The following is a 13,973-nucleotide window of genomic DNA, read 5'->3' as shown; positions in this document are numbered from 1 at the left end:
CTTATTGCTGTATCCTGAGCTTCTTCTGGGATGAGGTGGGTATCCACCAGCTGTTTGAATTGTAATCGAGTCCTGCGGGGGCAATTTTCAACCCTTTAATCCGGCTCTGATATATGGGAAGCGACATTTGTACGTAAAGAAAACAATACGGCTGCTCTTCGTGCATTATTTCCTGAATCCGGTCATAAATAACCTTACGCTCTGCCTGAGCTAAAGTTGTACGGCCTTTTTCCAGAAGTTCGTCAAGTTCAGCGTTACGGAATTTTACAAAATTAAGTCCACCGGGCACGGCCTTTGAAGAGTGCCATACATCATAAATATCGGGATCTTGAAGGATATTCCAACCAAGAATTGTTGCATCAAACTGCCCTTTATTAATAAACTCCTTAATAAAGGCGGCCCACTCAACGGTTCTTATCTGAACATCAATACCGACATCCTTAAGACGGTTCTGAATAATTGTTGCGGCCTTAATTCGCAAGGTATTTCCCTGATTTGTCAAAATAGTAAAAGCAAAAGGGATTCCTTCACGGTCAAGAATGCCATCGCCGTCTGTGTCGGACCAGCCGGCCTCTTTCAAAAGTTCTACAGCTTTCTCCGGGTGATACCCATATGGCACAAGTTTATCATTAAACACCCATGTACCGGGCTTATAAGGGCCGATTGCGGGGTAACCAAGCCCTAAAAGCACACCTTTAACTATTTCTTCTTTATTTATAGCATAAGAAATAGCCCGTCTCACGAGGACATCTTTAAAAAATTTACTTTCCGTATTGAAACCAAGATACGCATAAGAAAAGGAAAGATACTTAAATTTCTGAAAATCTTTTTCCCAGCTTTTACCTACAGTCTGAAACAGATACTGCTGAGGAGTAAGCATCATGCTGTCCAATTTTCCGGTTTTAAGTTCTAAAAACTGAGTTGAAAGGTCAGGAATGATTCTGTAAACGATCTCATCAATATTAGGACGCCCCTCAAAATAATCCTCATTTGCCTCAAGTATAAGCCTCTGACCGGGAATCCATTCCTTAAGCTTATATGGCCCCGCCCCTATGGGTGCACGGGCATACCGAGTTTCAGTCAGTTTCTCATTTTCAAGCAAATGTTTGGGCAGAATATGATGCGCCCATGTTATCAGCGAGCGGGCAAAAACTTTATCATAAGTCACTTCAAATGAATACTTACCCGTAAGCTTGAATTCTTTGATATTCAGATAATCCGCAGCGTAAGCTGTTGGAGTATTCGGATCAATCATAAGTTTATATGTAAATTCAACATCTTCAGCAGTAAGAGGGACACCGTCAGTCCATTTTATATCATCACGCAGAGTGAATTTTAACAGCTTGCCATCATCAAGAACCTCAAAAGATTTTGCTGCCTCACCAACTAATTCAATATCTTTGTTGTACTTTAGTGGAGAAACAAATAACTTGCTTGCTACGGAATGGCTTGCACTGTCCGAAGACAAGGCCGAAATAAGATTTATCGGCTCCGCAAGAATCGGTTCAGTAAGCCTCCCACCGTAAGCAGGTTCACTCTTTTCCGTGGACGTTACAGAACTTTCAAGAGAAGTCCCTTTTTCTGCATCTTGCCCGGGGGCTTGTCCGCATGAAGATAAAAATAAAAGACAGCCGGATAAGACAAAACAGACTACACTTTGAATCATGTTTTCCTTGTTTTTTATAGAAAATATTTGATAAAATTAGTTAAACTGCTATTACTAAACAGTATGGACTAATGTGCTTAAAAAGCCAAGCAATGTGTGGTAACGGATTGACCAAAACGTTTTTTTACCTTACGGAAACACCGTAACAAGCAAATTCTAAACAACACTTTATTATAAACAATATCAACCATTATGCAATTACTTACTAAAGATAGAGTTCGGGGGTCCAAGTAAGGATGTCTCAAAATGAAGAAGCAGTCGTAAAAAAGATACTCAAAGATTTTGTGTCCAATACCGTTCCAGAATATATTCTGGACGGCTCTCGCACTATTGTAAATTCCGGCGGAGTACAAAAGCTGGAATTGAAAAAACGTGAACGCTACTGGGATGTGGACTCTTCCATTCAAGGCGATGACTTTCAGATATACACATCCGAACTGGGACTGAATCTAGCTGAAGAAAATATAAACCATTACTGCAATTGTCCGGATTCTTATTCCGGCGTCTGTAGACATGTCGGTGCCGCAGCTTTAAAACTTTTGCTGACACTTGATTCCGAAGAAGAAAAAGCGGAATCAAGCAAGCAGGCTGACTGGCGTCAAAATTTCAGATCATTTTTTTCTACAGAACTTGAACCTGAAGCAGGTAAACACTATATAATTTATCGCATGTACCCTGAGCCGGAACGGCTTCAGGTGTCATTTTTCAGAGCCAGACAAAATAAATCAGGACTTTCACAGGTTCAAAATGAAGTTGATCTTGAAAGCATCATTGCAAACCCGGAATGGAGCGAAACATCTCCCAACCTTCCGCTTGTAGCCGAACAGATCGGTCATTTTCTTGACTACCGCGGACACAGAGTTGATATCCCGGCAGGCCTTCATGCCTGGTTTTTCAGAGCCGTAAAAGATGAATATTACATTTTCCTGCGCGACACGGACATTCCCATCCGTATCGAAAGCCGGACTATGCAGCTTAAATTATCTCCGCAGCTTGCAGAAGAAGGTCTCAGCTTTGATATTCTGCTTTCCGATGAAGGCAAACCTCCGTTTTCCATTATGGATGATGACGAGGTCTTCTTTTATGGCAGACTACCGCTATGGGTATACTGGAAACATGGATTCTACCCTGTCCAGACAACTTTAGACCCTAAGCTTGTACAGGAAATGAGGATTCAGAATCCTTCAATTCCACCCGGAGATATTCCTGAATTTCTTGATCGGGTATGGACGCAGATTCCTGTTTCCGACCTTTATGATCACGAAGAATTTCTTGAAAAAATGCAACCGTTCTTTGTTCCGGCAGGCTTCAATCCGAAGCTTTACCTGAATGAAGAAGGCAGCCTGCTGACCATCAGGATCGATAACATATACGAGACTGAACATGGTGAAGTCAGCATGCCGGAACCTAATCCTGATCTGCAAACAGGTAGTTATAAAGATGGAGAGAAATCTTATCTGGTTCGCCGCGCTCAGGATGAAGAGGCTATGCTTTTCTCTGAACTCAGAGATATGGGTTTCCAGCCGAGAAACAATTCTACATGGTTCATGGAACAGGAAGCTGCAATCACATTCCTGCTTGATTTCTATCCGCAGCTAGTTGAAGCCTACAGAATTTACGGTGAAAAGAACCTTACACGCTACAAAGTAAGATTAACAAAACCGCAAATCGTTGCAGAAATAGATACGGATGATGACAATAAATGGTTCAACCTCGATATTACTGTCGAGTATGACGACCAGCGTGTTCCTATAGATAAAATATGGGAAGCATGGAGTCAGGGTAAACGTTATGTACAGCTTAAAGACGGCTCGTACACAAGTCTGCCTGAATCTTGGCTCAAAAAACTGAGCCACAAGCTTAAAGCTCTCGGATATGATCCGGACCAGCCTCCAAGGGCTACGTATGAACAATACGAAACTCCGATTCTGGACAAAATTATTGAAGACCTTCCTGACACCAAAACTGATGAACAGTTTGTCAAACTAAGGGAAAAAATTCATAATTTCGAAGAGATAAGACAGCTTGAACCTCCCAAAGGGCTCGATGCGACATTACGTCCGTATCAGCTTCAGGGCTTAAGCTACTTGAATTTCCTGCGTGAATACCACTTCGGAGGAATTCTCGCGGATGAAATGGGACTTGGTAAAACAATTCAGACCCTTTCTTTCCTTCTTTCGCTTTATGAAAGAGATATAAAAGGACCGAATCTAATCATCGTTCCAACTTCAGTTCTTCCCAACTGGGAGCGTGAAGCTAAGAAATTCGTTCCTCAGCTTTCAGTTTTGACTATCTACGGGTCCAGACGTGAAGAACTGTTCAAACAGATCAGCACATCCAACATCGTAATTACGACGTACGCATTACTACGCAGAGATCTTGAAGAACTGCTCAAGCGGGAATACACATCTGTAATTCTCGACGAAGCACAGAATATCAAAAATCCGAATACCATCACCGCAAAATCTGTGCGTCAGTTAAAATCTGAAATGAGACTCTGCCTTTCCGGTACTCCGATTGAAAATAATTTATTTGAACTATGGTCCTTGTTCGAGTTCCTTATGCCCGGATTCCTCAGCTCACAGCACGCTTTCCAGCGCGGCATAATTAAACCGATCAAAGACGGTGACGAAGAAGCTCTTGATTACCTCCGTACCAGAGTCAAACCGTTCATTCTTCGCAGAACAAAATCTGAAGTGGCGAAAGACCTTCCGCCTAAAATCGAAACTGTTCATTACTGCGACCTCATCGAAGAACAGCGTGATCTCTACAATGCTCTGGCTAAACGCCTTAGAGATCAGGTTCTCAAAGATGTTGATCAAAAAGGTATGGCAAAGAGCCAGATGTCCATACTTGATGCACTTCTCAAACTTAGACAAATCTGCTGTCACCCGAGACTGCTCAAACTCGACATGCCCGGTTTTTCAACCAATCTCCCGTCCGGTAAGTTTGATGCCTTCAAAGATCTCATCTTTGATATAGTAGAAGGCGGACATAAAGTTCTTGTTTTCTCCCAGTTTGTGCAGATGCTTCATATCATCCGCTCATGGCTGACCATTAAAGAGATTCCTTTCACCTATCTTGACGGTTCCAGTAAAGACCGCTTCGAACAGGTGGATAAATTCAACGATACGCCTGAAATCCCGATCTTCCTGATCTCCCTCAAAGCGGGCGGAACAGGTCTGAACCTGACCTCAGCTGACTATGTTATTCATTATGACCCATGGTGGAACCCGGCAGTTGAAAATCAGGCTACTGACCGTACTCACCGTATCGGTCAAAAGAGACAGGTTTTTGCTTACAAGCTGATCTGTCAGAACACAGTTGAAGAAAAAATTCTTAAACTGCAGGAAATGAAAAAAAGTGTTGCGGACGCAATTATTCCCGGTCAATCAGCACTCAAGTCTCTCACTCGAGATGATCTTGAAATGTTATTTGAAATTTAGATTTCGCGTAACAAAATCGTCACAGAAAAACTTAATAACCCCGGGTTCTTTAAATAGAACTCGGGGTTACTTTTTTGATGAAACAGAGTACGGTGCAATCATTAAGCTTTTAACTTTCAGGAGATTCTAATGCTTACCGATGAAAAAATTCCTGTTATAGCCTTTGTCGATAACCCTGAGCATTACCAAAAATCAGAAGTAACTAATGATCTTAATATAAAATATTGTGCAAGTTTAGACCTCTTCCTTAACGAAGTACTTGAAGAAAAATTTGCAGGGCTGATTCTCGACATCCAAAAAGTCATGAAAACACCAATTTATGAGCGCAATAGAATTTTCTCTATCAGCGCTGAAAGACCATTAATAAGAACTAAAATTGAATCCAACAAAGCCGTTTTTGTCGACGATCCGTCAAATTTTAAACTATGTTGCAGAGAAAAAACCAGTTCTATGACCCGCATAAATGAACGGGTAGAAGTAGATATCCCAATATTGATAAGCTCTGAAAATGATCCGGCAATGGCCAATAGTTTTAATGGAGCTATCCAAAACATTTCTGAATCCGGTTGCTTTATCAATACAGATGTAGATCTTTTTGATCAGGATTTTATATATTTAAGATTCGACAATCTTTCCAACAAACTACCTATATACGCCGGAATTCGCTGGACAAAATCAACAAAAGACAACTTAGAAGGAATCGGTGTAAAATTCATAACCATAACAGAAGACCAGAAATCTGAATTACTGATCAAATACATTAAGCCCAACCTGAATCCAAAGATGATAGCCATGCTACAGGCTAAGCAATAATGAGGGATCATGATAAAAGTCCGCTCGTTTTTGATCCACATAATAAGATTCGCAACACAGCTTGCTTTATCATCGGTACTTTTCAGCGGATGCGCATACTTCGGCAATCCCATCAATGATGCCATAGAGCTGAATAATGAAAAACAATACGAGCAGGCCGTACAGCAATTAAACCATGTAATTGAATCCGACGCATCGGCCGTGGCCAAAGCACAAGCTTTCATGCTTAGAGGAAAATCTTACATAAATTTACACGAATATAGATATGCTTACCGCGACTTGCAGGTTGCATGGAAAGTATCATGCGACCTTTATCAGAATTCTCCAGATTATGTACTCACGCCTCCGAACTCCACTTCCAATTCATCTGAACCAAATCCCGATTCAACACCTGCCGCCCCATTTCATCCAGCTCATGCCTGCGTAGAAACGATTCCGTTATTGATTGATGAACTAAAACCGTTCACAAGCGATTTTGCAGCCATAATGGCAACACAGGATGCTTCGGCAATCATTAAAAAGATGTTTCCGGAATTATTAAAAAAAAAATCACAGTAACATACGACCTAACTACCTACAAATATGCATTAAATTAAACAAAGACTTTCTGATAATATCATGTATTATAATAAGAAGAACACTCTCAGCTTAAATCTATTTGTATAGTTATTTTTTTTGATAAATAGTCAATAAATACAAGGGCACGACTGTTGAAAATTATATTTTGTTATTATTCGTATTGACATTTATTGCTACCGTCCATAAATGCCGTTTTCTGACAGTCAAAAAACACTTTGTTTTTCGGCAACCATGGTACGGGAGCACCTCCCGATTTACTTTTCATATGGAGGATTTATGAGTGACCCATACACTGGAAAGATGGACCGCTGAACGGTCTACAGAACTCTACGGCGTCCGCGAATGGGGCGCTGGATTCTTCGGCGTCTCCGATAATGGAGATCTTCAGGTTTCTGCCGACCCCGGTCATTTCGATCATGCGGTCAGCATACCGGAGATAATAGCCGGCATTCAAGAACGCGGATTGGGCATGCCCGTCCTTCTGCGCATCGAGAATATACTCGACACCCAGATATCCCTGCTTAACGAAAGCTTTATTTCTGCCATCGGAAGCCTCGGCTACCGCGGGTCATATCTCGGGGCATACCCTATAAAAGTCAATCAGCAACAGCAGGTGGTAGAGGCCGTGACTCGTCACGGTAAAAAATACCACCATGGTCTTGAAGCCGGAAGTAAGGCCGAACTCATCGCAGCCATGGGCATGATGCGCGACACTGAAGCAGTGCTCATCTGCAACGGCTACAAGGATGAGGAATTCATAGACCTTGGTCTGCACGCAACCCAGCTCGGTTTCAAGTGTGTTCTGGTTGTCGAAATGCCAAGTGAACTGGCTCTCATCATCGAACGCTCCAAGGAAAAAGGCGTAAAGCCTATACTTGGAGTTCGGGTCAAGCTTTCCGCACAGGCAAACGGCCTCTGGTCAGAATCTGGCGGAGACCGTTCAATCTTCGGACTGAATGCAACCCAGATCATTGATGTAATTGATCGTCTGCGTGAAGCGGAAATGTTGGATTGTCTGCAACTGCTGCACTACCATCTCGGTTCGCAGATCCCCAATATCCGTGATATTCGCGGAGCTGTATCCGAAGCAAGCCGCGTGTATGCGGGGCTGGTCGGTGAAGGCGCTAATATGCGTTACCTTGACCTCGGCGGCGGTCTGGCAGTTGATTACGACGGAACACAGACCAACTTCATGAGCAGCCGCAACTATTCTGTAAACGAATACTGTGTCGACGTTGTTGAAGGCGTAATGACCGTGCTTGACGAGCAGGAAGTGGATCATCCGATCATTATCACTGAATCAGGGCGTGCGGTAGTAGCATACTATTCAATGCTGCTCTTCAATGTGCTGGATGCCGCACATTTCGAACCGGAACCCCTGCCGGAGACACTTCCCGAAGATACAAATATTCACATTCAACACTTATTTGATGCGTTGAAAGATCTGAACCTGCGCAATATTCAGGAATGTTTTAATGACATCCTGTACTACCGCGATGAGGTGCGGCAAGCATTCAGCAGCGGCAGAATATCATTCAGAGAACGTGCCATGGGCGAAAATGTCTTTTGGGAGACAATACGCCGCATAGCTACTCTGGCAAAAGATCTGCCGACTCTTCCTCATGAGCTGGAGGGTATCGGGCATGCTCTTTCAGACATATACTACTGCAACTTCAGTGTATTTCAATCTCTTCCGGATGCCTGGGCGATAGGTCAACTATTCCCCATTATGCCGGTGCATCGTCTGAACGAAAGACCTTCACGGGAAGGAATTCTGGCAGACATAACCTGCGACTGTGACGGTAAAATTGACAGGTTCATCGATAGTCAGGGCGTTAAAAAAACGATGCCTCTGCATGTCCTGAAGGAAAACGCCGAGTACTACCTCGGAGCCTTCCTTGTTGGGGCCTATCAAGAGACGCTCGGTGATCTGCATAACCTACTGGGTGACACAAATATAGTGACAGTCAGGATACGCGATAACGGCGAGTTCGACTTTGTCGGAGAGATGGAAGGAGACACGGTGGAAGAAATTCTTTCTTATGTAGAATACGACACCAAATACCTTCTGACCCGTTTCCGTGAAACTGCGGAGAACGCTGTACGCACAGGAAAAATAACCCCGGCACAGCGCAGAGAAATACTTCAAGCTTACAAAACAGGCTTGCAGGGATACACTTACTTCGAAAGATAAAACAAATGGTGTCCTCCGACAACGAGGACACCATATGAGGAAACCGTTATGTCTAAAGTTCTAATCATCGGTGCCGGAGGCGTCGGCAGTGTAGCAGTTCACAAATGCGCCCAGATTCCAGAAATTTTCACTGAAATACATCTTGCCAGCCGCACTAAGGCTAAGTGTGATGCTATCGCCGAATCCGTAAAAACACGGACAGGCATCACCGTGCCCACATATCAGGTTGACGCGGACAACGTTCCCGAAACCGTAGAATTAATCAAAAAGATAAAACCAGATCTTCTGGTCAATCTAGCCCTGCCGTATCAAGACCTCACCCTCATGGACGCATGCCTTGAGACCGGGGTTAATTACATGGATACGGCTAACTATGAGCCCCTCGACGAAGCAAAATTTGAATACAAATGGCAATGGGCATATCAGGAACGTTTTAAAGAAGCCGGCCTGATGGCTCTGCTCGGCTCAGGCTTTGATCCGGGCGTTACCAATGTATTTGCAGCCCACGCTATGAAGCACCACTTCGATGAAATTCACGAACTGGATATCATCGACTGTAACGCAGGTGATCATGGACAGGCTTTTGCGACCAATTTCAACCCGGAAATAAATATCCGGGAAATAACCCAGCGCGGACGCTACTGGGAACGTGGCGAATGGGTGGAAACCGATCCTCTGGCATGGTCCATGGACTATGACTTCCCTGAAGATATCGGTGAAAAAAAATGCTATCTTATGTACCACGAAGAATTGGAATCGCTTGCCCTTCATATTAAAGGACTAAAACGCGCCCGTTTCTGGATGACCTTTTCCGAAAAGTATCTCACCCACTTAAAAGTGCTTGAGAACATAGGCATGACTTCCATTGAACCTATCGAATACAACGGGCAGATGATTCAGCCCATTAAATTCCTGACAGCAGTTTTGCCTGAGCCGGGATCACTGGGACCGCTCACAAAGGGCCGCACTTGTATCGGTAACGTCATGAAAGGCATAAAAAACGGCAAGGAAAAGAAACTCTACGTTTACAACATATGCAGTCATGAAGCCGCATATAAGGAAGTAGGCTCTCAGGCCATTTCCTACACAACCGGAGTTCCTGCCATGATCGGCGCTATGATGATGCTCACCGGAAAATGGACCGGCAAGGGCGTTTTCAACATGGAACAGCTTGACCCTGATCCTTTTATGGAAGCCCTGAATAAACACGGTCTGCCATGGAAAGAAGTGGAATTATAGTGGACGGTCGCACCGAGTTTCGCTTCAATCCTGCTGAAGTGGAAACTCCATCTTACGTAATCGACGAGGGCCTCCTTAAAAAAAATCTGGAGGTCCTCGCCTCAATAAAAGAACAAACTGGATGCAGGATTCTTCTTGCACTCAAATGTTTTGCCATGTTCAGCACATTTCCGATGTTTGCTGAAAAGCTAGACGGAGTATGCGCAAGCTCACCGCACGAAGCCAGACTCGGACGTGAAGAATTCGGACGCGAAGTTCATACCTTTGCCGCCGGATACTCCGAAAAAGACATCCGCGACTTATGCGAAACAAGTGATCACATTGTTTTTAATTCGTTTGCACAACTTGATAAATTCCGGCCTCTTGTGAAGTCTCTCGCTGCCGGTCAGAAAAGAGAAATTGAACTTGCAGTCCGCATTAATCCGGAACATTCTGAAGGCGCAACTCCGATCTATGATCCTTGTTCTCCCGGTTCACGTCTCGGCATTCGCAGGGCACACTTTGAGCCTGATAATCTTGAAGGGGTAACAGGTCTGCACTGGCACAACCTCTGCGAGCAGGACGCTGACTGTCTGAAAAGGACCATTGGAACTGTAGAAGCAAACTTTGCCGACATTCTGCCGCGTATGTGTTACGTCAACTTCGGTGGAGGACATCACATAACAAGACCGGGCTATGATCTAAATCTGCTGGTAAAACTCGTCACCACTTTTAAGAAAAAATGGAATGTCGAAGTTTATCTAGAGCCCGGTGAAGCAGTGGCGTTAAATAGCGGATATCTCGTATCTACAGTTCTGGACGTGATTCAAGCTGACATGCCCATCGTCATAATGGACTCAGCTGTTTCGTGCCATATGCCGGATGTAATCGAGATGCCCTACCGTCCGCATATCGCGGGATCAGGTGAAACGGGTGAAAAAGCATGGACATGCAGAATAGGAGGACCTTCCTGTCTGGCTGGTGATATTGCCGGAGAATACTCTTTCGATGCACCGCTCCAAACTGGGGACACTCTGGTGTTCACAGACATGGCCATCTATTCAATGGTTAAGACTAATACCTTCAATGGCATTCAATTGCCCTCAATAACGCTTTATAAGCCAGAATCAGACGAAATACACACAATACGTCGATTCGGTTATGAAGACTTCAAAAACCGCCTGTCATAGGAGAATGGCTAATGGCTACACATTTTCTTGAAGGGGAAATCCCCAACGAACACCCCGAAGAAGCATCTTTCCATATTATTCCAGTTCCTCTTGAAACTTCAGTTTCTTACGGTTCAGGTACCGCATTCGGTCCTGAGGCAATCATAGAAGCATCCACTCAGCTTGAACTGTGGGACGGTAAATCTGTTCCTGCTGATGACGGCATTCACACTGCCGAGCCTATTGATTGTTCAAAAGATATTTCTAAAACAATTGATGAGATAGAAGACGCAGTTGCCTACGCCGTAGAGTGTGAAGCTGTGCCTTTCATCCTTGGCGGAGAGCACACTGTGACAATCGGTGCATTACGTGCTTTAAAACAGAAACATGGACGTTTCGGAGTAGTCCAGTTTGATGCACATGCTGACCTGCGCGACATATATGAAGGATCTCTCTACAGTCACGCCTGCGTTATGCGCCGGGCCAGTGAAGATTTAAAACTGCCCATTTTCCAAATCGGAGTACGCGCCCTGTGTTTAGAAGAAGTTGAATACCGTGAAAAAATGGAAATTCCACATCTTGATGCCCGCAAACTTCATCTGAGAGGAATTCCGAAGATCCTTCTTCCCACAGACTTCCCTGAAAAAATTTACATAACTTTCGATGTTGACGGACTCGACCCGTCTGTTATCCGTGCAACAGGAACTCCTGTTCCCGGTGGAATAAGCTGGCACGATGCCCTTACGTTGCTGGAGCGTGCTGTTTCAAACAGAAAAATCATCGGAGCGGATGTTGTTGAACTTGCTCCCAGCGAAGGTGACCACGGTTCTGACTTTGCCGCCGCACAACTGGTCTATCAAATAATGGGGCTCTGCCCGCTGGAAGATTAAAAAAAAAGAGGGTGCAGATGCACCCTCTTTTTTTATTATCATTTACTGAAACTATATAATTAAAATGGAACTTCATCCATTCCGCTGGCTTCAGAAGGAAATGCAGGTCCAAGATCTTCCTCTTGCGAACCGCCTCCCTGCTGAGGAGCATTATTGTACTGATTCTGCTGAGGCTGTTGCTGACTCTGCTGCTGGTTATACTGACCAGCATTGTTCTGCTGGTTGTATTGACCTTGCTGATTCTGCTGGGGCTGCTGATTCTGCTGGTTATATTGACCTTGCTGCTGTCCCTGACCACCACCATCACTCTGACGGCTGTCGAGACCTTGAACATTGCTAGCCTGAATCTTAGTAGTGTAACGATCCTGACCGTTCTTATCCTGCCACTTATCAGTCTGCAACTTACCTTCAACCATAACCAGACGGCCTTTGCTAAGGTATTTACTTACAAATTCAGCTGTACCGCGCCAAGCGACAATATTATGCCATTCAGTTTTATCAATTTTCTGTCCTGAATTGCGATCTTTATATCCTTCATCAGTGGCAACTGAAAAATTCGCTACAGCCTGACCGGAGGTTGTATATGAAATTTTAGGGTCCTGCCCAATACGACCAACCAAAATAACCTTATTCATGCTTCCAGCCATTTGCGACTCCTTTATATTAAATATTCGTTATTATTTTATTTATTACTTATCTTTAACAGCTTTCTTTTCTAAATCATCAAGCAAATCTTCCAGCGCAAAACTGACCGTGTTAGCTTCAGTTGCTTTCCAATCACCAAGAGCATCTTCAATCTGCAACTTAAGATTAAAAGCCTTTCTTATGGACTCACCAAGAGTTTGTTCCTCTGTCTTTGACAGCATTCCCAGCTCAAGCTTATCCTTAAGATCTTCAACCAGTTCAATCACTCCATGAGGCCGGCCTTCCGCCCGAGGTTCAGCCCATGTCATAGCAACCAAAAAAGGCCAAGCATTCTCAACCTGAGATTCATCGTAAGTTTTAGCCATGACTCTTATTTGAAGTACATTTCCCATACTGACAATCCTCTCTGGTTTAAAAATAGAATGATTAGTCTCTTTCTTCCCACTCACTTTGAACGCGATTTACAACTTCCTGAATGTGCTTAAGCTGATCAGCAGGGCAAACTCCGATAAGAGCCTGACCAGCATCAACATTATCGCCGTTATGAAAATAAACAGCGTAAATAAGACCTTCCGGACCTGCATAATTCAAAGGAGTTTCTCTTTTCATGCGCGAAACAATAAAAAGCTCAAGCCCTTCGCGAACTTTTACGGAGCGTTCTCCGGAACCTTTAATCTTTGTATCGATTTCAGGGGTAAAATAATATTTAGCCTTTTCAGGTGCATTGAAAAGAAAAAGCGCTTTCTTCAAAATAAGCTGTATCACTTCTTCCTTAGAGAGAAAATGACGAATCTTAAGAAGAACTTCACCTGCTTCAACAAACTTACCTTCAAGGTCATGTCTGATAGAAACAATTTCACCTTTTTCAGGAGCAGGAATATTTTTAGTATTTCTTTCTCTAGTCAACTTAGCGAGCACAGTTCCGGGCTTTTCTTTCCATTCTCCGGAAGGACCACTTACTTTATCACCAACTTTAAGATCAGCAAACTCAACCCTTCCGGTATGCGGAACGGAAATCTCAACTTCTTCGTAAGGAGAAGCCTTAATTTCTTCAAGCAGCTCTTTAATATTCAACATTATATGAACCTCTGAATTATTTTCTGTTAAGCGCCCTCTACCGGGCAATAACGATTTTAACCTTCAACTGCGTAATATAACGAACAGTTTGAATACGTGTTTGACAATTTTATTCTAACAACATCTCTTCTTTAACTCACCGAAGGATTTTGGACAATCCGTAGATTTGTCAAAAAATTTTAATAATTTAAACAAATCAAAACATCCCACTGGTAAGACACAAGAAAAACTCAATATCTACACACGGTTATTCTGTATGAGATTTTGAGTCTTTTG

Annotated in this window: 11 protein-coding genes; 7 read left to right on the top strand and 4 right to left on the bottom strand. The window is 43.5% G+C overall.

Annotated features, from left to right (window positions below):
• Position 1: 1 nt before the first annotated feature.
• A complete protein-coding gene (locus BLT41_RS14395; protein WP_092162372.1) occupies positions 2-1,666 on the bottom strand; it encodes a peptide-binding protein in 1,665 nt (554 codons plus the stop codon).
• Between the two features lie 236 nt (positions 1,667-1,902).
• Between BLT41_RS14395 and BLT41_RS14390 the strand changes: the two genes are divergently transcribed.
• The 7 genes from BLT41_RS14390 (at position 1,903) to speB (ending at position 11,975) form a co-directional block, all read left to right on the top strand.
• A complete protein-coding gene (locus BLT41_RS14390) occupies positions 1,903-5,112 on the top strand; it encodes a DEAD/DEAH box helicase (RefSeq protein ID WP_092162371.1) in 3,210 nt (1,069 codons plus the stop codon).
• A 129-nt stretch (positions 5,113-5,241) separates the two neighbouring features.
• Positions 5,242-5,925, top strand: a complete 684-nt coding sequence (locus BLT41_RS14385; protein WP_092162360.1) for a PilZ domain-containing protein — start codon at positions 5,242-5,244, stop codon at positions 5,923-5,925.
• 9 nt (positions 5,926-5,934) lie between these two features.
• Positions 5,935-6,483, top strand: a complete 549-nt coding sequence (locus tag BLT41_RS14380; protein ID WP_092162359.1) for a hypothetical protein — start codon at positions 5,935-5,937, stop codon at positions 6,481-6,483.
• A gap of 301 nt (positions 6,484-6,784) precedes the next feature.
• Positions 6,785-8,698: a biosynthetic arginine decarboxylase gene (gene speA, locus BLT41_RS14375; protein WP_092162358.1), complete on the top strand. Its 1,914-nt coding sequence runs from the start codon at positions 6,785-6,787 to the stop codon at positions 8,696-8,698.
• A 48-nt stretch (positions 8,699-8,746) separates the two neighbouring features.
• On the top strand, positions 8,747-9,937 hold the full coding sequence (locus BLT41_RS14370) for a saccharopine dehydrogenase family protein (protein WP_092162357.1): 1,191 nt from the start codon (positions 8,747-8,749) through the stop codon (positions 9,935-9,937).
• On the top strand, positions 9,916-11,106 hold the full coding sequence (nspC, locus tag BLT41_RS14365; RefSeq protein WP_211477665.1) for a carboxynorspermidine decarboxylase: 1,191 nt from the start codon (positions 9,916-9,918) through the stop codon (positions 11,104-11,106). The genes BLT41_RS14370 and nspC overlap by 22 nt, the downstream gene beginning before the upstream one ends.
• 11 nt (positions 11,107-11,117) lie before the next feature.
• Positions 11,118-11,975, top strand: a complete 858-nt coding sequence (gene speB / locus BLT41_RS14360) for an agmatinase (protein WP_092162356.1) — start codon at positions 11,118-11,120, stop codon at positions 11,973-11,975.
• Positions 11,976-12,034: 59 nt separating this feature from the next.
• Here the strand turns inward: speB and BLT41_RS14355 are convergent, their stop codons facing one another.
• From BLT41_RS14355 to BLT41_RS14345, 3 genes are read right to left on the bottom strand one after another with little or no spacing between them, the layout of a single operon-like run.
• The gene (locus BLT41_RS14355) at positions 12,035-12,622 is read right to left on the bottom strand and encodes a single-stranded DNA-binding protein (RefSeq protein ID WP_092162355.1); all 588 of its coding nucleotides are present in this window, start codon (positions 12,620-12,622) and stop codon (positions 12,035-12,037) included.
• Between the two features lie 42 nt (positions 12,623-12,664).
• The gene (locus BLT41_RS14350) at positions 12,665-13,012 is read right to left on the bottom strand and encodes a hypothetical protein (RefSeq protein WP_092162354.1); all 348 of its coding nucleotides are present in this window, start codon (positions 13,010-13,012) and stop codon (positions 12,665-12,667) included.
• A 34-nt stretch (positions 13,013-13,046) separates the two neighbouring features.
• Positions 13,047-13,697 (bottom strand): biotin/lipoyl attachment domain-containing protein, encoded by a 651-nt coding sequence (locus BLT41_RS14345; protein WP_092162353.1) that lies wholly within the window; start codon positions 13,695-13,697, stop codon positions 13,047-13,049.
• Positions 13,698-13,973 lie beyond the last annotated feature (276 nt).

The organism is Maridesulfovibrio ferrireducens (assembly GCF_900101105.1).
GTDB lineage: Bacteria > Desulfobacterota > Desulfovibrionia > Desulfovibrionales > Desulfovibrionaceae > Maridesulfovibrio > Maridesulfovibrio ferrireducens.
This window is presented reverse-complemented; position numbering and strand designations above follow the sequence as displayed.

What these genes read in the sequence shown, in the direction of transcription:
- BLT41_RS14395 (WP_092162372.1), bottom strand. Translation starts at nt 1,666, where the DNA reads ATGATTCAAAGTGTAGTCTGTTTTGTCTTATCCGGCTGTCTTTTATTT.
- BLT41_RS14390 (WP_092162371.1), top strand. Translation starts at nt 1,903, where the DNA reads ATGTCTCAAAATGAAGAAGCAGTCGTAAAAAAGATACTCAAAGATTTT.
- BLT41_RS14385 (WP_092162360.1), top strand. Translation starts at nt 5,242, where the DNA reads ATGCTTACCGATGAAAAAATTCCTGTTATAGCCTTTGTCGATAACCCT.
- BLT41_RS14380 (WP_092162359.1), top strand. Translation starts at nt 5,935, where the DNA reads ATGATAAAAGTCCGCTCGTTTTTGATCCACATAATAAGATTCGCAACA.
- BLT41_RS14370 (WP_092162357.1), top strand. Translation starts at nt 8,747, where the DNA reads ATGTCTAAAGTTCTAATCATCGGTGCCGGAGGCGTCGGCAGTGTAGCA.
- nspC (WP_211477665.1), top strand. Translation starts at nt 9,916, where the DNA reads ATGGAAAGAAGTGGAATTATAGTGGACGGTCGCACCGAGTTTCGCTTC.
- speB (WP_092162356.1), top strand. Translation starts at nt 11,118, where the DNA reads ATGGCTACACATTTTCTTGAAGGGGAAATCCCCAACGAACACCCCGAA.
- BLT41_RS14355 (WP_092162355.1), bottom strand. Translation starts at nt 12,622, where the DNA reads ATGGCTGGAAGCATGAATAAGGTTATTTTGGTTGGTCGTATTGGGCAG.
- BLT41_RS14350 (WP_092162354.1), bottom strand. Translation starts at nt 13,012, where the DNA reads ATGGGAAATGTACTTCAAATAAGAGTCATGGCTAAAACTTACGATGAA.
- BLT41_RS14345 (WP_092162353.1), bottom strand. Translation starts at nt 13,697, where the DNA reads ATGTTGAATATTAAAGAGCTGCTTGAAGAAATTAAGGCTTCTCCTTAC.